The 22,848-nt window shown below is 70.2% G+C and carries 20 protein-coding genes and 1 pseudogene; 12 read left to right on the top strand and 9 right to left on the bottom strand.

Annotation, left to right across the window (positions count from 1 at the left end):
• Positions 1-11 precede the first annotated feature (11 nt).
• Both QQY66_RS24675 and QQY66_RS24670 read right to left on the bottom strand, forming a co-directional pair.
• On the bottom strand, positions 12-860 hold the full coding sequence (locus QQY66_RS24675) for a fumarylacetoacetate hydrolase family protein (RefSeq protein WP_301982497.1): 849 nt from the start codon (positions 858-860) through the stop codon (positions 12-14).
• Positions 857-1,435 carry a carboxymuconolactone decarboxylase family protein gene (locus tag QQY66_RS24670; RefSeq protein WP_301982496.1) on the bottom strand — a complete coding sequence of 193 codons (579 nt, stop codon included), beginning with the start codon at positions 1,433-1,435 and terminating at the stop codon, positions 857-859. The genes QQY66_RS24675 and QQY66_RS24670 overlap by 4 nt, the downstream gene beginning before the upstream one ends.
• Positions 1,436-1,516: 81 nt before the next feature.
• On the opposite strand from QQY66_RS24670, the gene QQY66_RS24665 reads away from it, so the two are divergent.
• Together QQY66_RS24665 and paaZ are read left to right on the top strand one after the other, a co-directional pair.
• Positions 1,517-2,401, top strand: a complete 885-nt coding sequence (locus tag QQY66_RS24665; RefSeq protein WP_301982495.1) for a VOC family protein — start codon at positions 1,517-1,519, stop codon at positions 2,399-2,401.
• Between the two features lie 49 nt (positions 2,402-2,450).
• Positions 2,451-4,013: a phenylacetic acid degradation bifunctional protein PaaZ gene (gene paaZ, locus QQY66_RS24660; protein ID WP_301982494.1), complete on the top strand. Its 1,563-nt coding sequence runs from the start codon at positions 2,451-2,453 to the stop codon at positions 4,011-4,013.
• Positions 4,014-4,032: 19 nt separating this feature from the next.
• Here paaZ and QQY66_RS24655 read toward each other — a convergent pair whose 3' ends face one another.
• Positions 4,033-4,419: a cupin domain-containing protein gene (locus tag QQY66_RS24655; RefSeq protein ID WP_301982493.1), complete on the bottom strand. Its 387-nt coding sequence runs from the start codon at positions 4,417-4,419 to the stop codon at positions 4,033-4,035.
• A gap of 51 nt (positions 4,420-4,470) precedes the next feature.
• On the opposite strand from QQY66_RS24655, the gene QQY66_RS24650 reads away from it, so the two are divergent.
• The 4 genes from QQY66_RS24650 to QQY66_RS24635 all read left to right on the top strand — a co-directional run bounded on the left by QQY66_RS24650 (position 4,471) and on the right by QQY66_RS24635 (position 9,585).
• Positions 4,471-5,481 carry a helix-turn-helix domain-containing protein gene (locus QQY66_RS24650; RefSeq protein ID WP_301982492.1) on the top strand — a complete coding sequence of 337 codons (1,011 nt, stop codon included), beginning with the start codon at positions 4,471-4,473 and terminating at the stop codon, positions 5,479-5,481.
• Positions 5,478-5,972 carry an LURP-one-related/scramblase family protein gene (locus tag QQY66_RS24645; protein WP_301982491.1) on the top strand — a complete coding sequence of 165 codons (495 nt, stop codon included), beginning with the start codon at positions 5,478-5,480 and terminating at the stop codon, positions 5,970-5,972. The genes QQY66_RS24650 and QQY66_RS24645 overlap by 4 nt, the downstream gene beginning before the upstream one ends.
• Before the next feature lie 78 nt (positions 5,973-6,050).
• On the top strand, positions 6,051-8,762 hold the full coding sequence (locus QQY66_RS24640) for a SpoIIE family protein phosphatase/ATP-binding protein (protein ID WP_301982490.1): 2,712 nt from the start codon (positions 6,051-6,053) through the stop codon (positions 8,760-8,762).
• Entirely contained in the window at positions 8,752-9,585 is an 834-nt protein-coding gene (locus QQY66_RS24635; RefSeq protein ID WP_301982489.1) for a transglutaminase-like domain-containing protein, read from the top strand. Before QQY66_RS24640 ends, QQY66_RS24635 begins: the two co-directional genes overlap by 11 nt.
• 83 nt (positions 9,586-9,668) lie before the next feature.
• Here QQY66_RS24635 and QQY66_RS24630 read toward each other — a convergent pair whose 3' ends face one another.
• Entirely contained in the window at positions 9,669-10,568 is a 900-nt protein-coding gene (locus QQY66_RS24630) for a D-alanyl-D-alanine carboxypeptidase family protein (protein ID WP_301982488.1), read from the bottom strand.
• 187 nt (positions 10,569-10,755) lie between these two features.
• Here QQY66_RS24630 and QQY66_RS24625 point away from each other — a divergent pair, with 187 nt between their 5' ends.
• From QQY66_RS24625 to QQY66_RS24615, 3 genes are all read left to right on the top strand, one after another.
• Complete coding sequence (locus tag QQY66_RS24625) at positions 10,756-11,418, top strand: GntR family transcriptional regulator (protein WP_301982487.1); 663 nt, start codon at positions 10,756-10,758, stop codon at positions 11,416-11,418.
• Complete coding sequence (locus tag QQY66_RS24620; RefSeq protein WP_301982486.1) at positions 11,415-12,710, top strand: nitrate/nitrite transporter; 1,296 nt, start codon at positions 11,415-11,417, stop codon at positions 12,708-12,710. Before QQY66_RS24625 ends, QQY66_RS24620 begins: the two co-directional genes overlap by 4 nt.
• A gap of 151 nt (positions 12,711-12,861) precedes the next feature.
• Positions 12,862-13,635 (top strand): hypothetical protein, encoded by a 774-nt coding sequence (locus QQY66_RS24615; protein WP_301982485.1) that lies wholly within the window; start codon positions 12,862-12,864, stop codon positions 13,633-13,635.
• A gap of 45 nt (positions 13,636-13,680) precedes the next feature.
• Here the strand turns inward: QQY66_RS24615 and QQY66_RS24610 are convergent, their stop codons facing one another.
• Positions 13,681-14,505: a maleylpyruvate isomerase family mycothiol-dependent enzyme gene (locus QQY66_RS24610; RefSeq protein WP_301982484.1), complete on the bottom strand. Its 825-nt coding sequence runs from the start codon at positions 14,503-14,505 to the stop codon at positions 13,681-13,683.
• A gap of 180 nt (positions 14,506-14,685) precedes the next feature.
• On the opposite strand from QQY66_RS24610, the gene QQY66_RS24605 reads away from it, so the two are divergent.
• Entirely contained in the window at positions 14,686-15,483 is a 798-nt protein-coding gene (locus QQY66_RS24605) for a carbon-nitrogen family hydrolase (RefSeq protein WP_301982483.1), read from the top strand.
• Positions 15,484-15,590: 107 nt separating this feature from the next.
• On the opposite strand, the gene QQY66_RS24600 is transcribed toward QQY66_RS24605, so the two are convergent.
• Genes QQY66_RS24600 through pdhA form a run of 3 tightly spaced genes read right to left on the bottom strand, consistent with a single transcriptional unit; the run spans position 15,591 to position 19,169 of the window.
• A complete protein-coding gene (locus QQY66_RS24600; protein WP_301982482.1) occupies positions 15,591-17,027 on the bottom strand; it encodes a dihydrolipoamide acetyltransferase family protein in 1,437 nt (478 codons plus the stop codon).
• Between the two features lie 10 nt (positions 17,028-17,037).
• Complete coding sequence (locus QQY66_RS24595) at positions 17,038-18,018, bottom strand: alpha-ketoacid dehydrogenase subunit beta (protein WP_301982481.1); 981 nt, start codon at positions 18,016-18,018, stop codon at positions 17,038-17,040.
• A 2-nt stretch (positions 18,019-18,020) separates the two neighbouring features.
• On the bottom strand, positions 18,021-19,169 hold the full coding sequence (pdhA, locus tag QQY66_RS24590; RefSeq protein ID WP_301982480.1) for a pyruvate dehydrogenase (acetyl-transferring) E1 component subunit alpha: 1,149 nt from the start codon (positions 19,167-19,169) through the stop codon (positions 18,021-18,023).
• 341 nt (positions 19,170-19,510) lie between these two features.
• Here pdhA and QQY66_RS24585 point away from each other — a divergent pair.
• Positions 19,511-19,664 (top strand): annotated as a pseudogene (locus QQY66_RS24585) (DNA-binding response regulator); the annotation flags it as partial.
• Between the two features lie 291 nt (positions 19,665-19,955).
• On the top strand, positions 19,956-20,960 hold the full coding sequence (locus QQY66_RS24575) for a phosphotransferase (protein WP_301982479.1): 1,005 nt from the start codon (positions 19,956-19,958) through the stop codon (positions 20,958-20,960).
• Positions 20,961-21,050: 90 nt separating this feature from the next.
• On the opposite strand, the gene QQY66_RS24570 is transcribed toward QQY66_RS24575, so the two are convergent.
• Positions 21,051-22,625, bottom strand: coding sequence for a protein kinase (locus QQY66_RS24570; RefSeq protein WP_301982478.1), 1,575 nt, complete (start codon positions 22,623-22,625; stop codon positions 21,051-21,053).
• Positions 22,626-22,848 lie beyond the last annotated feature (223 nt).

Raw genomic sequence — 22,848 nt, 5'->3', positions numbered from 1 at the left:
CTTCCCTCGGCCTAGCCGGCGACGACCGGATTGACCATAGTGCCCACGCCCGTGACCTCGGTGCGCAGGATCTTGCCCTCGGTCAGGTACAGCCGCGGAGTGCGGCGGACGCCGCAGCCGGCCGGGGTGCCGGTGAAGATCAGGTCGCCCGGCTCGAACGTCACCCGCTTCGACAGCCAGGCGATCAACGCGGGCACGGGGAAGATCAGGTCCGAGGTGCGGCCCCGCTGCACTTCGAGGTCGTCGACCCAGCCGGCCACCTCGATGTCGTCCGGGTCCTCGAACTCGTCGACGGTCACCAGGTACGGGCCGATCGGGCTGAAGGTGTCGTACGACTTCGGCAGCGTGAACTGGTTGATCGGCTTGCGCCACTGCTCGCGGCGGTCGCTGATGTCCTGCCCGGCGGTCACGCCCGCGACGTAGGACCAGGCGTCCGCCTCGGAGATGTTCTTTCCGGTCCTGCCCATGACGACGACGAGTTCGGCCTCGTAGTCGACCTTGTCGTACTGCGGCTCGACCACGATCCGGTCGTAGGGACCGACGACGGACGAGGCGAACTTCGCGAACACCGACGGCTCGTCCGGCACGGGGAGGTTGGACTCCTCGGCGTGCGCACGGTAGTTGAGGGCCACCCCGATCGCCTTGTACGGCTTGGCGACGCGGCCCAGGTCGCGCGGGTCGAACGGCTTCCAGTCCGCGTCGTCGGCATGCTCGGCGAGTGCGCGCAGCTCCTCGTGGAGGGAGAGGTCGGACAGGACCTCCAGGCGCGGCTCGATCGCACCCTTGCCGGCGTCCGCGATGTCGAGGGCGCGGTCGCCCTGCACGAGGACGGGACGGCCGGCGAGGTTGGCGAGCTTCATGCGGGCACTTCCTTCTGGTCGGGCTGCGGGAGGGGCAGTGCGAGGTCGCCCTCCGTCCGGACGCCGAGCGTGTTGATGACGGTGGCGATGGTCAGGTACTGGCCGACGGTGTAGAGGACGTCGATGACCTGCTCGGTGCTCAGGTGCGCGGTCAGCCGGTTCCACAGCTCGTCGTCGACGCCCTGCTGGCCGACGAGTGAGTCGGTGGCGGTGAGCAGGACCTGGTCCAGGTCGTCCAGGTCGCCCCAGGCGCCGGTCGCGGCGGCCAGGATCGTCTCGTCGGTGAGGCCGGCGCGGCGGGCGATGCGGACGTGCTGGTCCCACTCGTACGCGGCCTGCGCCCGGGCGGCGATCCGCAGGATCATCAGCTCCCGGGACTTCAGCGGAAGGGTGTTCTTGCCCAGCACGTGGTTGCTGAAGACGAGGTAGCGGCGCAGCGCGTCCTCGTGGTGGGCCAGGGTCGCCCAGATCGCGTAGATCCGGCCGTCCTGATCGCGATACGGCGCCAGCGACGCCAGTGTCTTCTCCTGCAGATCCGCCTCGTCGACGGGCTGCAGGCGGGGCTTCTCCGGCATCGGAGTCCTCCTCGGCTCGATGACGGCAACGTATTCGTCAGAGCCTTGACCGTCAAGGGTCTAACAAATATTGTCCTCGACATGACGATCCAGAGCCTTGGTTACGTAGGGATCGGCGCGCCCGATCCGACAGCGTGGGCGGAGTACGCCCGCACGGTGATCGGCCTCGCGGTCGAGCCCGGGGCTGCGTCCGACAGCGGCTCCGCCCCGGGCGAGGGGCCCGTGCGCTATCGCCTGCGGATGGACCAGCATCCGTTCCGCATGTGGCTGACGGAGGCGGAGACCGGTGGTGTGACGGTCATCGGCTGGGAGGTCCGTGACGGGGCGGCCATCGACGCGATGACGGTGCGGCTCAAGGAGGCCGGCGTCGACGTCACGGCGGGCACCGAGGAGGAGTGTCTGGACCGCCAGGTGACCCGCATGGTGCACTTCGGCGGCCCGCTCGGCATCCGCACCGAGCTGTTCTGCGGCCGCCGCCTGGCCCCCAGCCAGTTCGTGTCACCGCTCGGCGTCGACTTCGTGACCGGCGAGCAGGGGCTCGGGCACGTCGTGATGAAGACGCCGCACGTCCAGGAGGCGGTCGACTTCTACTGCGACATCCTGGGCTTCCGGCTCAGCGACACCGCCGACTACCCCTGGGGCACGTTCTACTTCCTCGGCTGCAACCCGAGACACCACAGCGTCGCCTTCATCCGCTCGTACAAGAACGAGGGCACCCACCACATCCTGTGCGAGGTGACCACCCCGGAGGAGGTCGGCCGCGCCCTCGACCGCACGCGCGAGCACGACGTCGAACTCATGGCCACACTCGGCAAGCACGCCAACGACGGAATGTTCTCGTTCTACATGAAGTCGCCCGCCGGCTTCGGCATCGAGATCGGCGCGGGCGGCGTGCAGGTCGACGAGAGCACCTGGGTCAGCCGTACGTACACGGCCGACATCTGGGGTCACCACCCGGTCCCGTAGTCCGACTCCGCGTCCCCCGACCCCACCGAAAGAAAGCGGGCCGTATCCCATGCTTCTCGAGAGCTATCTGCAGGACACCTGGGTCGCGCCGTCTGCCGCCGATGCGACGGCAGTCGACGTGCACGACGCCGTCACCGGCGAGACGGTCTGCCGCGTCTCCTCCCAAGGCCTCGACCTCGCCGGTGCGTTCGACCACGCGCGCCGCGCCGGCGGCCCCACGCTGCGCGCGCTGAGCTTCCACCGGCGGGCCGACCTCCTGGACGCGCTCGCCGCGGCCGTCCGCGCCCGCCGTGAAGAGCTGTACGCCCTCTCGACCCGCGCCGGCGCCACCCTCGACGACGCCCGCTACGACGTCGACGGCGGCATCCGCGTCCTGCGCGACTACGCGGCCCGCGCCCGCACCGAGCTGCCGGACGCGCCCCACCTCGTGGAAGGCCCCGCCGAACGCCTCGCCCGGGGGGAAGACTTCCTGGGCGTCCACCTCGTCAGCCCCTCCCCAGGCCTGATGCTCCAGGTGAACGCCTTCAACTTCCCGGTGTGGGCGCCGCTGGAGAAGCTCGCCCAGGCCGTGCTGGCGGGCATGCCCAGCGTGGTGAAGCCGGCCACCCCGACCGCGTACCTCACCGGGCACCTCGTCCGGATCGTCACCGACGCCGGCGTGCTGCCGCCCGGCGCCCTGCAGATGGTTGCCGGTTCGGTGCGCCCGGCACTCGGTCTGCTCGGCGAGCAGGACGTCCTCTCCTTCACCGGCTCCGCCGCAACGGCCGAAACACTGCGCACACACCCCAACTTGGTGGCCCGTTCCGTCCGCTTCAACGCCGAGGCCGACTCCGTCAACGCCATCGTGCTGGCCCCGGACGTCACCCCGGGTTCCCCGCTGTTCGAGGCGTTCGTGCGCGAGGTGGTGACCGAGATGACCGTCAAGGCGGGCCAGAAGTGCACCGCGATCCGCCGCGTCCTCGTCCCCCGCGAGCACGAGGCCGCAGCCCTCGACGCGATCGCCGCCGAGCTCGCCGGGATCACCATCGGGAACCCCGCCGCGGAGGGCGTGCGGATGGGGCCGGTCGTCAGCCTCGCCCAGCGCGACGACGTACGGCAGGCGGCACGGAAGATCGCGGAGTCCGGACGCTTCGTGCACGGCGACCCCGAGAAGGTCCGGGTGGTCGACGCCGACTCCGAACGGGGGGCGTTCCTCGACACCCTTCTCGTCTCCGCCGACCCGGACGCCGCCGCACCTCACGAGGTGGAGCCGTTCGGACCGGCCGCGACCGTGTTGGCCTACCGCGACACGGCCCACGCGACGGACCTGGTGGCGCGTGGCCGAGGCAGCCTCGCGGCCTCCGTCGTCGGCGACGACCTCGCCTGGACGACCGCCTTCGTCCAGGAGGCGGCACCCTGGCACGGGCGACTGCACCTGCTGGACTCGACGAACATGGCGCAGACCACCGGCCACGGATCGCCGCTTCCCGCCCTGAAGCACGGGGGCCCCGGCCGGGCCGGCGGCGGATCGGAGATGGCAGGCACGCGTGGTGTCGTGGACCTGATGCAGCGCACGGCACTGCAGGCCTCACCACGGGTTCTCGACTCGCTGCGGAGCACCCCGTCGCCCTAGCGTTGCGACGTCACGACGCTCAGGCCAGCGCGTGTCCCGTCGTCGCGTCCACATGGTCCGGTACCTCGCCGTGACGGTCGCCCACGGTGAGGGTGCCGGTGGGCTCGAAGACCAGGATGGCGGCGGGAGCGGGGGCGTACGGCTTGTGTTCCGTGCCGCGGGGGACCGTGAAGACGGAGCCCTTGGGCAGGACGACCGTGCGTTCGCCCTGTGCCTCCCGCAGCGAGATGTGCAGCTCGCCGTCGAGGACCAGGAAGAACTCGTCGGTGTGGTCGTGGACGTGCCAGACGTGGTCGCCGTCGACCTTGGCCACGCGGACGTCGTAGTCGTTGACGGCGGCGACGATGCGAGGGCTCCACGTTTCCGTGAAGGAGGAGAGGGCCTTTTCCAGCGAGATGGGTTCCATGCGCCCATCGTGCGGGTGGCCGGGAGCGCGTGCGAGTGCTAGGAATCGCACATGACGCAAGGATCCTCGCAACCCCCGAGACGGCAACCGCATCGCGTCGCCGTGATCGTCGACGAGGGCACCAATCCATTCGAAGTCGGCGTCGCCACCGAGCTGTTCGGGCTGCCGCGACCCGAGCTGGGGCTTCCTGGCGCTCTGTACAATGTCACATTGTGCACGCCCACCCCTGAAGTCCGGATGAACCACGGCTTCTTCACCCTCACCGGCGTGCCCGGCCTCGAAGCCGTCGACGCGGCCGACACCCTGGTCGTCCCCGGCCGCCCCGACAACGTCGTACCGCGCGGCACAGCCGTACTCGACGCCATCCGGCGCACCCACGCGCGCGGGGCCCGCGTCATGAGCCTGTGCACCGGAAGCTTCGCGCTCGCCGAGGCCGGACTGCTCGACGGACGCCGGGCCACCACCCACTGGCGCTGGGCCGACACCTTCCGGGAGCTGCATCCGAAGGTGCTGCTGGAGCCGGACGTGCTCTTCGTCGACGAGGGCGACATCCTCACCGCCGCGGGCAGCGCCGCCGCGCTCGACCTGTGCCTGCATGTCGTACGGCGTGACCATGGCGCCGACATCGCCAATGCCGTGTCCCGGCGGCTGGTGTTCGCCGCACACCGGGACGGCGGGCAGAAGCAGTTCGTGGAACGGCCGCTGCCGGACATGCCCGACGAGTCGCTGGGGCCCCTGCTGGCGTGGGCGCAGGCGCGGCTGGGCGAGCCGCTGTCGGTGGCGGACCTCGCGGCGCGGGCGGCGGTCAGCCCGGCCACCCTGCACCGCCGCTTCCGCGCCCAGCTGGGGACGACCCCGCTGGCCTGGCTGACCGGGGAGCGGGTCGCGCTGGCGTGCCGGATGATCGAGCGCGGGGAGGAACGGCTCGACGTGGTCGCCGCGCGCAGCGGCCTGGGCACCGCCGCCAATCTGCGGGCGCGGCTGCGGCGGGAGACCGGGCTCAGCCCGTCGGCCTACCGGCGGCGTTTCGGGGCCGGTCGCGTGGAAGTCCTGATGTCATGAGATTCCTCGTACGCGACAGGCTCCTCGGCTTCGGTGACGACTACTGGATCGAGGACGACAGCGGCAACAAGGTGTACCTCGTCGACGGCAAGGCGATGCGGCTGCGGGACACCTTCGAGCTGAAGGACACCCAGGGGCGCGTCCTCATCGACATCCACCAGAAGATGCTCGCCCTGCGGGACACGATGGTGATCGAGCGGAACGGCGACCCCCTGGCCCGCATCAAGCGCAAGCGGCTGTCGCTGCTGCGCAACCACTACCGGGTGTCCCTGGTCGACGGCACCGAGCTCGACGTCAGCGGCAAGATCCTCGACCGTGAATTCGCCGTCGAGTACGACGGTGAGCTCCTCGCCGTGATCTCGCGGCGGTGGCTGCACATCCGCGACACCTACGGCGTCGACGTCGTACGCAGCGACGCGGATCCGGCGCTGCTGATCGCGGTGACGGTGTGCGTGATCCATCTGGCGGAGAAGGAGCGGGAGGAACATTAGAGAACTGGAACGTTGGAGAACTGGAACGTTGGAGAACTGAATGTGCTGTGTCGGCGCACGGTGTGAGACAAAAGAGTCATGGCCGAATTTCTCGGTCGCGTGCGCCGGGTGCTGAGTGTCCATACCGTCGCCCGGCAGGTCTTCGTACTGCAGGCGGCGATCGTCGTGCTGCTCGTGGTCGCCGCGGTGACCGCCGTGGTGCTGCAGGTGCGCGGCGACAGCGAGCGCGAGGCCCGCAACCGTTCCCTCGCCGTGGCCGAGACGTTCGCGAACGCGCCCGGGGTCGTGGCGGCCCTGGAGGGGCCGGACCCGTCCGCGGTGCTCCAGCCGCGCGCGGAGGCGGCACGCAAGACGTCCGACGTCGACTTCATCGTCGTGATGACCCCGGAGGGGATCCGCTACACCCACCCCAACCCCGCCCAGATCGGCAAGCACTACATCGGCCACATCGCCCCGGCCGCGGCGGGCGGAGTCGTACGGGAGACCTTCACCGGCACGCTGGGCCCCTCCGTGCGTGCCGTCGTCCCCGTGCAGGACGCCGACGGCAAGGTCATCGGCCTGGTCGCCGCCGGTGTGACCCTGGCCAGCGTGGGCGGGGTGGTCGAGCACCAGCTGCCCGTGCTGTTCGCCTCGGCCGCGGTCGCCCTCGCCGTCGCCACCGCCGGGACCGCCCTGGTCAGCAGGCGGCTGCGGCACCAGACGCACGGGCTGGGACCCGCCGAGATGACCCGGATGTACGAGCATCACGACGCGGTCCTGCACTCCGTACGGGAAGGCGTGCTGATCATGGACGGGGACGGGCGGCTGGCGCTGGCCAACGACGAGGCGCGGCGGCTGCTCGGGCTGGGTCCGGACGCGGAGGGCCGGCTCGCCCAGGACCTGGGCATCGACCGCGAGCTGGCCCGGCTGCTGGCGTCCGGCCGGGACGCCACCGACGAGGTGCATCTGTCGCGGGGCCTGCTGCTGGCGGTCAGCCGGCGGTCCACCGAACGGGACGGCGGGCCGCCCGGCAGCGTCGCCACCCTGCGCGACACCACCGAGTTGCAGGCCCTCACCGGCCGGGCGGAGGTGGCGCAGCAGCGGCTGCGGCTGCTGTACGACGCCGGACTGGAGATCGGCACCAGCCTCGACGTGACACGCACCTCGCAGGAACTGGCCAACTTCGCCGTCCCCCGGTTCGCCGACTACGTCACCGTAGACGTGGCCGATCCCGTGCTGCGGGGCGGGGAGCCGAAGGCGGGCACCACCGACATGCGGCGCGTCGCGTTCCAGGGCGTGAAGGAGGGCAGCCCGCTCTACGTGCCCGGCAAGCTGATCCACTTCGCGGCGACCACCCCGCAGGCCGCCGGGTTCCTCGCCGGTGAGCCGGTGCTCGAGGAGGACCTGACCACGTTCTCCGGATGGCAGGTGCAGGATCCCGAACGGGCCCGGAACATCGTCGCGTTCGGCATCCACTCCATGCTCGCGGTGCCGCTGCGCGCCCGCGGCGTCATCATGGGCGTGGCCACCTTCTGGCGCGCCGACCAGCAGGAACCCTTCGAGCGGGACGACATCTCCCTCGCCGAGGAACTCGTGGCCCGCGCCGCCGTGAGCATCGACAACGCCCGCCGCTACACCCGCGAGCACGACATGGCCGTCACCCTGCAGCGCAGCCTGCTGCCGCGGGCCCTGCCCGACCAGAGCGCCCTGGACGTGGCCTACCGCTATCTGCCCGCACAGGCCGCGCAGGGCGGCGTCGGCGGCGACTGGTTCGACGTCATCCCGCTGCCGGGCGCGCGGGTGGCGCTGGTCGTGGGCGACGTGGTGGGGCACGGACTGCATGCGGCGGCCACGATGGGCCGGCTGCGGACCGCCGTCCACAACTTCTCCACGCTGGACCTCCCGCCCGACGAACTCCTGTGGCACATGGACGAGTTGGTGGCACGCATCGACCAGGACGAGGAAGGGGACGGCGACGGCGGCGAGGACGAGAGCGCGCCGGTGACCGGGGCGACCTGCCTGTACGCCGTCTACGACCCCGCGTCCGGCGTCTGCACCATCTCCCGCGCGGGCCATCTCGAACCGGCGCTCGTACGTCCGGACGGCGAGGCGGAGTTCCTCACCGTCCCCGGCGGCCCTCCGCTGGGCCTGGGCGGCGGGCTCCCCTTCGAAACGACGACGCTGCACCTGCCCGAGGGCAGCGGCCTCGTGCTCTACACCGACGGCCTGGTGGAGGACCAGCGCCGCGACATCGACGAGGGCCTGGAACTGCTCCGCCGCGCCCTCACCGGCCCCGGCCGCACCCCGGAGGAGACCTGCGACGCCACCCTCGACGCCCTGCTGCCCGACCGGCAGCGCGACGACATCGCCCTAGTCGTCGCCCGCACCCGCAAGCTCGCCGCCGACCGCACGGCGTCCTGGGACGTACCGCCCGACCCCTCAGCAGTGGGCCGGGTCCGCGCGGCGGCCACCCGGACCCTGCAAGCCTGGGGCCTGTCGGACGAGGCCTTCACCACCGAGCTGATCCTCAGCGAACTCGTCACCAACGCCCTCCGCCACGCCACCGCCCCCATCCACGTCCGCCTCATCCGCGACCGCACCCTGATCTGCGAGGTCTCCGACGCCAGCAGCACGGCCCCGCATCTGCGGCGCGCGGCCACGACGGACGAGGGCGGACGGGGGCTGTTCCTGGTGGCGCAGTTCGCGGAGCGGTGGGGGACGCGGTATTCGGGGGGTGGGAAGGTGATCTGGACGGAGCAGATGCTCGGGAGCGAGGCCTTGTCCCCTACCATCCCCGGCCATGACCAATGACGTCCTCGACTACTCCCAGCCTGGGCCCTTTACAACTCTGAACGCGTCGCAGTTCCCGCTCATCGCCGAACTCCCCGACAGCCCCGTGGCCATCTGCGCGGCGGTGCAGAGCCTGGTCATCCAGCCGACAGATGCGGTGGTGGCATTAGGGATCGCGGAGAGCCGGATCGCGGAAAAGGACATCCGGCCCGTCAGCAAGTTGATCAGCGCGCTGACCGACCTCGACCCCGCACCACTGCACCACGCCCGACCCCCCGAAACGCGGGTCATCGGCACCTGCCGTCACTTCGCCACGCTCGCCTGCGCGATCCTGCGGGCGCGCGGCATCGCGTCCCGCGCCCGGTGCGGCTTCGGTACGTACTTCCTGCCGGGCCGGGGCGTCGATCACTGGATCACCGAGTACTGGGACGACGCCCGGCGCCGCTGGGTGCGGGTGGACACCGAGCACCTCGGCAAGAGCTACGTCGATCATCCGGAAGACCTCGCTCCGGGCGAGTTCCTGACGGGGGGTGAGGCGTGGGTCCACTACCGCAACGGCTCCATCGATCCGGCCATGTTCGGAGTGGCTGGCACCGACCACGCGTGGGGGCCGCACGAGATCAGCGGCAGCGCGGTCCGTGACCTCGCGGCCCTCTGCAAGCGGGAGGCGCTGCCCTGGGACGAGTGGGGCCGTATGACCGCGGCCTACGAGGGCAGGACGGGCCCCGACTACGACCAACTGATCGACGTGGTCGCCGACGCGTGTGCCAAGGACGATCCACCGGCCCTGATCCGCCTGTTCGGCCACGGTGATCTGAAGGTTCCTCAGCATCTGATCGGCTGAACGACGGATACCGCTGAACGGCGAAGGGGCCCGCCCGTCCGCTCGGGACGTGATGGCGGGCCCCTTCTCCAAAGGTGTTGGCGTCAGCTGATCCGTGCGTAGCCGTAGTTGATGAGCTTCTTCACGTCCGTTGTGCGGTTGGCCGCCGAGGAGGCAGTGAGCACGGCGCCGACCACCGTCTCGCCGTTCTTCGTCGCGGAGAAGACGAGGCAGTACTTGGCCTGGGTGCCGGAGCCGGTCTTGATACCGAGCGTGCCGTTCCAGCCGAGCAGGGTGTTGGTGTTCTTCCAGGCTGCCATCGTGCGGGTGGAGCCGGTCCTGGTGATGGTCTTCGCCGTGTACGACTTGGTCTTCACGACGCCCCGGAACATGGAGGTCTTCATCGCGCTGCGGGCGAGCTTCGTGAGGTCCTTCGGCGTCGAGTGGTTTGAGCCGCGGCTTATGCCGTCGAACGAGTCGAAGTGCGTGTTCGTCATGCCCAGCCGCTTGGCCATGGTGTTCATCTTGCCGATGAAGTTCTTGGTGCGGGCCGAGACCGTAGAGCCGGAACCGAACTTGTCGGCGAGGGCCATCGCGGCGTCGCAGCCGGACGGCAGCATCATCCCGAACAGCAGCTGACGGACCGTGACCTTGTCACCGACGATCAGCCGGGCCGACGAGGCGCCCTGGGAGACGATGTAGTCGCTGTACGCCTTCTTGATCGTGACCTTGCTGTTCAGGTTCAGATTCGACTGCGAGAGCACCACCTTCGCGGTCATGATCTTCGTCGTCGAGCCGGTGAGCCGCTTGGTGTCTGCGGACTTGGAGTAGAGCGTCGCGCCGGTGGCGCCGTTCATCAGGAATCCGCCCTTGGCGGTGATGCTGGGCGTCGTCGCGGCCTGCGCCGGTGCCGCGGTGAGGGCCCCGGTGGCGAGCATCGCGCCCGCCGTGACGGCGACGGCTGCGGCTCTGCGGACACGAATGCCCTTGGTGGCAGTTATCAACTGATATACCCCGAATACGTCGAATGCCCCTGAGGTGCGGCCGAGTTGAATGGCAAAGCAGGCAGGCCGCGTACGTGTGACATGTAACTAGCACAGAAGGTTGTGCGGTGTGCGGGGCGGGGTCCCGGCGCGTCCGCATACTGGAATGAGCGGCCGCATGCGTACGTGTTGTATCTAAGCTGTGGGCATGCCCTCAGCCCCGCCCGCACCCGTCAAGCAACCACCTGCCGCCGACCGCGTCTACACCCACGTCAAGCAGGGCGTCCTGGAACGGCGTTACGAAGGCGGCATCCTCCTCACCGAGGGCGAACTCGCCGAGGCTGTAGGGGTTTCCCGCACTCCGGTGCGCGAGGCGCTGCTCCGCCTGGAGGCCGAGGGGCTGATCAAGCTCTACCCGAAGAAGGGCGCGCTGGTCCTGCCCGTCTCCGCGCAGGAGATCGCGGACGTGGTGGAGACCCGGCTGCTGGTCGAGGAGCACGCCGCGCGGAAGGCCGTACCGGCGAGTCCGCGGTTGATCACCCGGCTGGAGGAACTGCTCGCCGAGCAGAAGGCGCACGCCGCCGCCGGCGACCTCGCCGCGGCAGCCGTCACCAACCGCTGCTTCCACGCCGAGATCGTCCGCAGCGGCGGCAACGAGATCCTCTCCCGGCTCTACGACCAACTCCGCGACCGGCAACTGCGCATGGGCGTCGCCGTGATGCACTCCCACCCCGACCGGATCGCCAAGACCCTCGCCGAGCACGAGGAGATCCTTCGGGCGCTGCGCTCCGGGGACGCGCAGGCGGCCGTCGATGTCGTCCACCGGCACGTCGGCTGGTTCTCACACCTCGCGCGGGGTGAGGTCCGATGAGCGCCGTCGCCCTCCCCGGAGACCCGCCCGGCGGACGCCGTGCCGTCGCCGTCTGGGGCATCGGCGTCTGCGTCTACTTCGTCGCCGTCATCTTCCGTACGTCGCTGGGGGTCGCCGGCCTCGACGCGGTCGAGCGGTTCGACGTGGGCGCCTCCGCGCTGTCCACCTTCTCGATCCTCCAGCTGCTGGTGTACGCGGGCATGCAGATACCCGTGGGCCTGCTGGTCGACCGGCTCGGCACGAAGAAGGTGCTGACGATCGGCGTGGTCCTCTTCACGGTCGGGCAACTCGGGTTCGCGTTCTCACCGTCGTACGGCATGGCCCTCGCCTCCCGGGCGCTGCTCGGCTGCGGTGACGCGATGACGTTCATCAGCGTGCTGCGGCTCGGCAGCCGCTGGTTCCCGGCCCGGCGCGGGCCGATGGTGGCGCAGCTCGCCGGGCTGGCCGGCATGGCGGGCAACCTCGTCTCGACGCTGGTGCTCGCGCGCCTGCTGCACGGCTTGGGCTGGACCACGGCCTTCGCGGGGAGCGCGCTCGCGGGCGTGGTGGTGCTGGTGCTGCTCCTGCTGTTCCTGAAGGACCATCCCGAGGGACACGAGCCGGAGCCCTTCCCGCATCAGGGGGCCGCGTACGTACGGCGGCAGATCGCCGCCTCGTGGCGGGAGCCGGGGACACGGCTGGGGCTGTGGGTGCACTTCACCACCCAGTTCCCGGCGATGGTGTTCCTGCTGCTGTGGGGGCTGCCGTTCCTGGTCCAGGCGCAGGGGCTGTCGCGGGCGAGCGCCGGGGAGCTGCTGACGCTCGTCGTGCTGTCGAACATGCTCGTGGGTCTGGTGTACGGCCAGGTCGTCGCCCGGCATCACGCGGCGCGGCTGCCGCTGGCACTGGGGACCGTCGGGGCGACGGCGCTGATGTGGGCGGCCGTGCTGGCGTATCCCGGGGAGCATGCGCCGATGTGGTTGCTGGTGATGCTGTGCGCGGTGCTCGGAGCGTGCGGTCCCGCCTCGATGCTCGGGTTCGACTTCGCCCGGCCGGCGAACCCGCCGGAGCGGCAGGGCACGGCGTCCGGGATCACCAACATGGGCGGCTTCGTCGCCTCGATGACCACGCTGTTCGCGGTGGGCGTGCTGCTGGACGCGACCGGCGACGACTACACGGTGGCGTTCTCGTCGGTGTTCGTGCTCCAGGCGCTGGGCGTGAGTCAGATACTGCGGTTGCGGAAGCGGGCGGCCCGGCGGGAGCGGGAGCGGCTGGTGGCGAGCCGGGTGGAGACGGTGCATGTGCCCGCGTGACGGTTCACCACAAGTGACCTTTACGGCCGAGGTGTTGCTGTGTCATAGGGGTGTGACAACGGTGTCGTGAGGCGGGGACGAGCGTGACCTGTGGTGTCGTCCGGCACTCATAGTGATCGAACGAAGCCTCGCCTGCGAAGGGAATCCCGTGATGAACCGTCACCTGCGCCGGGTCGTCGTCGTCACCGCCGCGCTCACTGCCGGACTCGCGATGACCGCATGTCAGAACGGCTCCGCGAACAACGGTTCCGCCAATACAGGCAGCTCCCAACACAAGTCGTCGTCCAAGAAGTCCGGCACGTCCAAGACCTCCAAGCACTCCAACTCGTCCGCGTCCGCGCAGAACGCCGCGGGCTCCTCCCAGCGGGGCGTGAGCGGCACGGTCACCGGCGGCACCGTCAGCTATCTCGCCCCGGGCAAGTACACCGTCCACATGGCCGGAAAGACCGACCAGGCGTTCTTCGTCGCCGACGACACCGCGGTCTACGGTGCGGGCGCGATCTGCGGGAGCCCGCGGTCCGAGGCCCGCCCGAGCTGCACGCTCGACCAGCTGGAGACGGCCACCAAGAAGGCGGCCGTCACCGCTGACGTGACACTCAAGAACGGCGTCGCCACCGTCGTACGGGAGCGCCACGACGTCGAGAACGGCACCGGCACGACGGGCGTCAACGGCACCTGGTTCGGCAACGTCGGCTACCTCGCGCCGGGCAAGTTCACCGTCTCCGACATGAAGGGCGTCGAGCAGGCGTTCTTCGTCTCCGACAGCACGCGGGTGTACGGCGCCGGCACCATCTGCGGCACCCCGCGGTCCGAGGAGACGCCGCAGTGCACCCTGACCCAGCTGGAGAGCGCCGCGAAGAAGGGCGTCTCCGCCAAGGTCGAGATAAGGAACGGCGTCGCCACGACGGTCACGGAGGACCGCTGAGCCGACGGCCTCCGACGCGTTGCCGGCCGACGCCGGTCGGCCCGGCTACGGCGTCACCGTGAAGTTCCGCAGAATCGCCGCCGTCAGGTCCACATCGCCCTCGGCCTTGATCCGGTCGGCGACCGACTCCAGCGTCACGCGGCCGAAGGCCAGACGGATGTAGGTCTCCCAGTCGAGGGTGAGGCTGGCGGCGGGGCCGAGGGCGGGGGCTGTTTCGAGGGTGCCGCGGCCCTGGATGTCGACGCGGATGGTGCGCAGGAACTCGATGGGGCCGTGGACGTCGAAGACGATCGCCGAGCTGCGGGGCGCGTTCGCCTTGTTCGCGACGATGTCGGGGAGGGCGCCGAGAAGGACGTCACGGGCCACGTGCGCGCCGGGCGAGTCGAGGTTGCCGGGGCGGCCGAGGGCGACGCGGAGGTCCTGTTCGTGGGCCCAGACGTCGAACGCGTGATTGCGCATGGACTCTTCGAGAGTGATCTCGGTACCGAGCGCGCCGCGCACCTTCGTGCCCGGGTCGCGGGACTCGTTCCGCAGCTGGCGGTTGCGCCGGATCGTGACCAGCTCCAGCTCGGAGGTCATCTCTGGCCCCGTGTGGTGGCGGCGTACGTCGACCTGCATCTCCATGTAGCGCTGGCGGTCGTTCGTGACATGGAAGAGGTCGCGCGGGAGCGTGTGGATGGGGCGCGGGTCGCCGAGCATCTCGCAGTCCAGGCCGATGACATGGGAGACGACGTCACGGACCGACCAGCCGGGGCACGGTGTCCGCCGGTTCCACTCGCCCTCCACAAGGGGCTGCACCAGCTCGGATATCGCTTCGATGGAGTGGGTCCAGGCGTCGGCGTAGGGCTGGAGAGTGGGATGCAGACTCACGGAACGGGACCCCTCGGCGGTCGGTACAGGGCTGGTTGTGGCGGCGTTGCCAGTGGGAGGCGGCTGCTGTCGGCGGGTGTCTTGGAACGCTAAGTTACGCTGCTGTGAGGCACCCCGGCAGTGCTTTCGTGTGACGATCGTAGGCCGTGTGTACGGCTCGAATGCCAGGACGGTGGTAGCGTGCGCGCCTCATTGCTCCAGATCGCAGTAAACGAGGACGAATCGATCGAATCGCGCCGACGGCGCATCGCTTCGCTGGTACGGGAGCAGACGGGCGCCGCGGATCTCGTCGTACTGCCGGAGCTGTGGACGACCGGGGCCTTCGCGTACGAGGAGTTCGGCACCGAGGCCGAGCCGCTCGAAGGGCCGACGTACGAGGTGATGGCGAAGGCCGCGAGCGACGCCGGCGTGTGGCTGCACGCGGGCTCGATTCCGGAGCGGGACCCGGATGGGCCGCTCTACAACACGTCTCTCGTCTTCTCTCCCTCCGGTGACCTGGCCGCCGCCTACCGCAAGATCCACCGCTTCGGGTTCGACAAGGGCGAGGCGGTGCTGATGGGCGCGGGCGAGGAACTGGTGACGGTTCGCCTGCCGGAGACGACCATCGGCGTGGGCACCTGCTACGACCTCCGTTTCCCCGAACTCTTCCGCGGTCTCGTCGATGCCGGTGCCGAGACCTTCGTCGTCCCGGCGGGCTGGCCGGAGCGGCGCCGGGCGCACTGGACGCTGCTGGCTCAGGCGCGGGCGGTGGAGAACCAGGCGTTCGTGCTCGCCTGTGGAACGGCCGGGACCCACGCCGGGGTTCCGCAGGCCGGTCACTCGATCGTGGTCGATCCGTGGGGGGAAGTCCTCGCGGAGGCGGGTGCCGGGGAGCAGGTCCTCACGGTGGAGTTCGACCCGGGGAAGGTGGGCGTGACCCGCGAACAGTTCCCGGCACTGAAGGACCGCGTACTGGGGCTGGAGCCGCCGCGTAGGTGACCCGTAGTAGCAACGGCCTGAGCCGCCCCCTTCTGCATGTCCGCGTGCAGACGTGGGAGACGATCAACACCCAGGGCGGCCCCGCTCGATTCGGGGCCGCCCTCATATCACGCCCAGGTGATCAACCTCTTCGGCTGCTCCAGAATCGCCGCCACATCCGCCAGCACCTTCGAGCCCAACTCCCCGTCCACCAGCCGGTGATCGAAGGACAGCGCCAGCGTCGTCACCTGGCGCGGCTTGATCTTGCCCTTGTGGACCCACGGCTGGAGTTTGATCGCGCCGACGGCGAGGATCGCGGACTCGCCGGGGTTGAGGATCGGCGTGCCGGTGTCGACGCCGAAGACGCCGACGTTGGTGATGGTCACCGTGCCGCCCTGCATCGCGGCGGGGGAGGTCTTGCCTTCCCTCGCCGTCGACACCAACTCGCCAAGCGCCTCGGCCAGTTGGGGAAGCGTCTTGTCCTGTGCGTCCTTGATGTTCGGGACGATCAGGCCGCGGGGGGTGGCCGCGGCGATGCCCAGGTTGACGTAGTGCTTCTGGACGATCTCCTGGGCCGCCTCGTCCCAGGACGCGTTCACTTCCGGATGACGCTTGATCGCGACCAGCAGGGCCTTGGCGATCAGGAGGAGCGTGTTGACCCGCAGGCCCTCCATCTCCTTGTCCTGCTTGAGCTCCTCGACCAGCTTGATCGTGCGGGTCACGTCGACCGTGACGAACTCCGTGACATGCGGCGCCGTGAAGGCCGAGGCGACCATCGCCGCCGCCGTCGCCTTGCGGACGCCCTTGACGGGGATACGGGTCTCGCGGGACGTGTCATATGTCGGTGCGGAGGGCGGGGTGACCACCGGAGCGGGCGAGGGCGTCTCCTCCGGTGCCTTCGGCTGGGCCACCGCCGCGTGGACGTCCTCGCGCGTGATGATGCCGTCCGGGCCTGAGGGGGTGACCGTGGCCAGGTCCACGCCCAGGTCCTTCGCCAGCTTGCGCACCGGCGGCTTCGCCAGTGGACGGTCCTGAGGAGCCACAGAGGAAGGAGCCACGGAGGAAGGAGCAGCAGGGGCAGGAGCCGCAGGCGGCGGGGCGGCTGCCCCATGTCCGTTCAGCTCCGTCTGGATCGCCGCCGACGCCGCCTGGACCGGGACCTCCGGGCCCTTGCGGGGGCGGCGCTTGGTCGAGGATGTGGCGACTCCGTAGCCCACCAGCACCGGCGTGCGGCCCGAGCCCTCCGGCTTGGGTACTTCCGCGGGGGTTGGCGCGACCGGCGCCGCCTCCGACGGTGCTGCCCCGCCCGCCACGTCCACCGCGATGATCGACGTGCCCACGTCCACCGTCGTGCCCTCGGGGAAGTGGAGTTCGCGGACCACGCCGTCGTACGGGATGGGGAGCTCGACCGCGGCCTTGGCCGTCTCGACCTCGCAGACCACCTGGCCGTCCGTCACCGTGTCGCCGGGCCGCACGTACCACTTGAGGATCTCGGCCTCGGTGAGCCCCTCGCCCACGTCTGGCATTTTGAACTCGCGTACGGACGCTTCAGTCATCGTCGTCACGACCCTCTCCTCAGTACGCCAGGGCGCGGTCGACGGCGTCGAGCACCCGGTCCAGGCCCGGCAGGTACTCCTCCTCCAGGCGGGCCGGCGGATACGGGGCGTGGTAGCCGCCGACCCTGAGCACCGGGGCTTCCAGGTGGTAGAAGCAGCGCTCCGTGATCCGGGCGGCGATCTCGGCGCCCGAGCCGAAGAACACCGGCGCCTCGTGGACGACGACCAGGCGGCGGGTCTTCTCGACCGACGTCTGAATGGAGTCGAAGTCCAGCGGAGACACCGAGCGCAGGTCGAGGACCTCGAGGTTCTTGCCCTCCTCGGCGGCCGCGTCGGCGACCTCCTGGCAGAGCTTCACCATCGGGCCGTACGCGGCAAGCGTCAGGTCCGTGCCCTCGCGCACCACGCGCGCCTTGTGCAGCGGGCCGGGGATCGCTTCGGTGTTGACCTCGCCCTTGTCCCAGTACCGCCGCTTGGGCTCGAAGAAGATCACCGGGTCGTCGCTCTGGATGGCCTGCTGCATCATCCAGAACGCATCCGAGGCGTTTGACGGGCTGACGATCTTCAGGCCCGCCACATGCGCGAACAGGGCCTCCGGGGACTCCGAGTGGTGTTCCACCGCGCCGATCCCGCCGCCGTACGGGATGCGGACGACGACCGGGAGCTTGACCTTGCCCAGCGCGCGCGCGTGCATCTTGGCGAGCTGGGTGACGATCTGGTCGTACGCCGGGAAGACGAAGCCGTCGAACTGGATCTCCACGACCGGGCGGTAGCCGCGCAGGGCCAGGCCGATCGCCGTGCCGACGATGCCGGACTCGGCGAGCGGGGTGTCGATGACCCGGCTCTCGCCGAAGTCCTTCTGCAGGCCGTCCGTCACCCGGAAGACACCGCCGAGCTTGCCGACGTCCTCGCCCATGATCAGGACCTTGGGGTCGGACTCCAGGGCGCGCCGCAGCGACTCGTTGATCGCCTTGGCCAGAGCCAACTTTTCCGCTGCCATGATCAGGCCCCCTCTCCGTCCGTGAACGACGCCTGGTAGGCGGCGAACTGGGCTCGCTCCTCGTCGACGAGCGCATGCCCGTCCGCGTACACGTTCTCGAAGATGGCGAAGTGGTCCGGGTCCGGCATGGCACGGACCGCCTCACGCACTCGCCTGCCCAACGCTTCGCTCTCCGCTTCAAGTTCCGCGAAGAATCGCTCGTCCGCGTGGTTTGAGGCCTCGAGATACGCGCGGAGGCGGGCGATCGGGTCCTTCGCCTCCCAGGCCAGCCGCTCCTCGTCGCCCCGGTAGCGGGTCGGGTCGTCGGAGGTGGTGTGGGCGCCCATGCGGTACGTGTACGCCTCGACGAGCGTCGGACCCTCACCGCTGCGGGCCCGCTCCAGCGCCCACTTCGTCACGGCCAGACAGGCGAGTACGTCGTTGCCGTCGACGCGGACGCCCGGGAAGCCGTAGCCCTGTGCGCGCTGGTAGAGCGGCACGCGGGTCTGCTTCTCGGTCGGCTCGGAGATCGCCCACTGGTTGTTCTGGCAGAAGAAGACCACCGGCGCGTTGTAGACCGCGGAGAAGGTGAAGGACTCGGCCACGTCGCCCTGGCTGCTGGCGCCGTCACCGAAGTAGGCGATGACCGCGCTGTCGGCGCCGTCCTTGGCCACGCCCATCGCGTAGCCGGTCGCGTGCAGCGTCTGCGAGCCGATGACGATCGTGTAGAGCTGGAAGTTGTTGCTGTTGGGGTCCCAGCCGCCGTTGTTCACGCCGCGGAACATGCCGAGCAGGTTGGCCGGGTCGACCCCGCGGCACCAGGCCACGCCGTGCTCGCGGTAGGTCGGGAAGACGTAGTCGTCCTCTCGGGTGGCCCGGCCGGAGCCGATCTGGGCGGCCTCCTGGCCGAGCAGCGAGGCCCACAGGCCCAGCTCGCCCTGGCGCTGCAGGGAAGTGGCCTCGGCGTCGAAGCGGCGGGTGAGCACCATGTCGCGGTACAGGCCGCGCAACTCTTCGGGGGTGATGTCGGCGACGTACGGGTCGTACTCGGCGTTCTTGACGCGCTTGCCCTCGGGGGTCAGCAGTTGAACCAGTTCGGGCTTGGTGCTCGGGGACTTCTTGCTCCCGGCGCTGCGTCGCGGCTTGCGCGCGGCAGTGCTCTCCACGGTCACGTGTGCTCCTCCGTCGGTCCGGCCCCCGGGGTTGCCGGTTTGACCAGTGCGGCTCACCTGGTCCGACACCCGTGCACGGGGTGGGTGCCACTCGGCCGGAACAGGCGTGACAGGTGCCCCGGCGAGCGCCCTGCAACCATCACGTTACCCAGTGCGCCACATTTCTGTGAAACCCCCTTTGACCTGCGATTTTGCTTGGATTTCCAAGTAAATCGGGAAGAGCCCGAAGGGGTACTGGTCACAGCCTTGCAGGAGGCCGGAGCAACGGCACGTTATCCCGCCGACCCAGGTCACCGGAAGGGTTTGCGGGTTTGACTTACCCAGTACGCGAAGACCGAAGAATCCGTGTCTCTCTCCTCGACGACCATGAAATCGTCCGGCGCGCCGGCGTGGATCCCGGCCGCCCGGCCCGACCTGGTGGTGCTCGACGTACGTCTCCCGGACGGCAGCGGCGTCGAGGTATGTCCTGAAGGCCGTCCGAGGCAGCGAAGCGTCGTCGCGTACGGCTCGGACAACCTGAGCTTCGCGCGGCCGTCGAGAGTCCGTGGTCCGTGCGGGTCGTGGGCGAGTGCGCGGCCCATGAGCCGAGTGCCGAGGAGCCACGGCTGTTCGGGCCCGCGCCGCGCCGCGTGGATGGACTCCACGGACGGGGGCCTGGAACGCCACTTCGAGGACGTCCTGTGACCGAAAGCGACCACCGACGACGTGCTGTGACAACGCCCAGCTCATGGGCTCGGCGGGTGCCCTAGCATCTGCCGCGTGCCGCGCCCCTGTGTACCACCCCTCGTGCCCCACGCGCCCCCGCTGGGCGCCCTGCTCCGTCAGTACGCCGCCGGTTCCGCCGTCACCTGCGAACCCGTCGACGAGGGGCTCCTCAACCGCGGCTACCGGCTGCGCACGACCCGCGGCCGCTACTTCCTCAAGCACCATTTCGACCCCGAGACCGCCGACCCGACCGCGATCGAACGCCGGCACCGCGCCACCCAGCGCCTCGCCGACCTCGGCGTCCCGGTGGCACCCCCCGTGGCCGCCCGCGACGGGCGCACGGTGGCGGTGGTCGGCGGCCACGCGTACGCCCTGCACCCGTGGGTCGAGGGACGGCACCGGCACGGCGGCCAGCTCAGCGCGGAGCAGTGCGGACGGCTGGGGTCGCTGTTAGGGGTGGTGCACGCCAGCCTGGAGCGCGTGATGCCGGTGCGAAGGCGGGGACGTGCAGAGCCTCCCCACAGCGCCGACCCCACCGCCACCTTCGCCCTCATCGACGACCTGCTCGCCCGCGTGCGCCGCCACCGCCCCGCCGACTCCTTCGACGAACTGGCCCGGCACCGACTGCTGGAGCGGCGCGTGCTCCTGGAGCGGCACGCGGACCGGCGCCCGCCGCGCGGAGGTTCCGTCGGCTGGGTGCACGGCGACTTCCACCCGTTCAACCTGCTCTACCAGGGGGACGCGCCCGCCGCGATCGTCGACTGGGACCGGCTCGGCGTACAGCCCCGCGCGGAGGAGGCCGTACGAGCCGCCGCGATCTTCTTCGTCCGTCCCGTCGGCACCCTCGACCTGCCCAAGGTGCGGGCGTACACGCGCGCGTACCGGCGCACGGCCGGCGCCACGCCCTCCCAGCTCGCGGCAGCCGTGCACCGCGTGTGGTGGGAGCGTCTCAACGACTTCTGGATGCTGCGCTGGCACTACGAGCGGGGCGACACGCGCGCGGATCCCCAGTTCCCGGCCGCCTCGGCCCTCGCCGTGTGGTGGACACGGGAGTACGACGCGGTGTGCGAGGCGTTCAGCGGCTGACGTGCGGGCCTCCGCCGCAAAGCAGCACGCGCGCGTGCAGCCCGTTTGCGGGCCGTACGCGCGCGTGAACGCTGTCTTCCGGCGTGCCGGTCAGTTCTCGGTCCCGCCGCCCGCGCTGACGCCGCCGTCACCGGTGTCCGTCGGCTGCGTCTCCGGGTCCGTCGGCTCGTCGGACGGCGTGAAGGACGGCGTCGGCTCCCCCGACGAGGTCGGCTCGTCGGACGGCGTGTAGGAGGGCTCCGAAGAAGCCGTCTCCGACGGCGTGTAGGAAGGCTCGTACGACGGCGTGTAGTTCGAACCGCCGCTCGTGTCCGAGTCGCTGTCCGTCTCCGTGTCGGTCGGCTCGTTGCTCGCCTCGTTGCTCGGCGTCTGGCTGGCCTTGTCGTCCTCGGTGGTCTGCGAGGTGGTCGGCGACACCTTGCCACCACCGCCGCCGCCACCGCCCCCGCCACCGCCGTTGAGCGCCAGCGCGACGCCCGCGGCGATGGCGATCACCGCGAGGACGGCGAGGATCCACAGCTTGCTGCGGCCGTTGCCCTTGTTGCCGTGCCCCTCGAAGCCGCCGTCGTCCCCGCCGCCGTATCCGGACGGCAGGATCTGCTGCGGGATCTGCGAGGTGCTGGAGCCGTTGCCGTGGTTCTGCATCACGGTGGTGCTCGCGAAGCCCGCGGCCGGGGTCTGCCGGCCGTCGTGCGCGGTGACCGGGCCGGTGTTCCAGGTGCCGGTGTGACCGCCCTGGTCGTACAGCATCTGCAGGCCGTACTGCACGAGCCCGCGCATCTCCTCGGCCGTCTGGAACCGGTCGTCCGGCTCCTTGGCCAGCGAGCGCATGACAAGGCCGTCGAGCTCCGGCGGGCAGACGTCGGATGCCTCGGACGGCGGCGTCGGGATGTCCTGGACGTGCTGGTAGACCACCGACAGTGGCGTCTCGCCGGTGAACGGGGGCCGCAGCGCGAGGAGTTCGTAGAGCAGGCAGCCCGTCGCGTACAGGTCGGAGCGGTGGTCGACGGCCTTGCCGAGCGCCTGCTCCGGGGAGAGGTACTGCGGCGTGCCCATGACCATGCCGGTCTGCGTCATCGTCGACTGCGCGCCGTGCAGTGCGCGCGCGATGCCGAAGTCCATCACCTTGACCGCGCCGGTGTGCGTGATGATCACGTTCGCCGGCTTGATGTCGCGGTGGACGATGCCGTGCTGGTGCGAGTAGGCGAGCGCCTCCAGGACGCCGGAGACGATGATCAGGGCCTGCTCGGGCCCGGGCGCCTCGGCGTTGATGAGGAGGTCGCGGATGGTGCGGCCCTCGACGATCTCCATCACGATGTACGGGACCGACTGGCCGCCCACGAAGTCCTCGCCGGAGTCGTACACGGCGACGATCGCGTGGTGGTTGAGCCCGGCCACCGACTGGGCCTCGCGCGTGAAGCGGGCTTTGGAGACCGGGTCCTCGGCGAGATCGGAGCGGAGCAGCTTCACCGCCACCGTGCGGCCCAGGCGCACGTCCTCGGCCGCGAACACCTCGGCCATGCCGCCCCGGCCGAGTCTGCGGGTGAGCCGATACCGGCCATCGCCGACCAGCCCGCCATTACCCCACATCTCCGGCGCATCTGACATACCGCCGCCAGTCGCCTCGGGGTCGGACGGGCCCTGAGCGCGCTGCTGCTGTGCCATCAGTCCTCGCCGTCGTTTCTGCCCGCGGTGCGCGCGGTGTTGTTACGGTCTCCGTCGGCCACGCTACAGCCTCCGCGCAAGCCTCCGGTCCGGTACGGGCGCCCGGACCGGCACGAGACGGACCGGCCATCAAACCCGCACTCCACGGTGTCGTGCAAATTCTGTGTACCGGCAGTACGGCCGCTGTAACGCTTCCGCGACGCTTCTTTCGCGTACGGTCACG

Source organism: Streptomyces sp. DG2A-72 (genome assembly GCF_030499575.1).
Taxonomy (GTDB): Bacteria; Actinomycetota; Actinomycetes; order Streptomycetales; family Streptomycetaceae; genus Streptomyces.
This window is presented reverse-complemented; position numbering and strand designations above follow the sequence as displayed.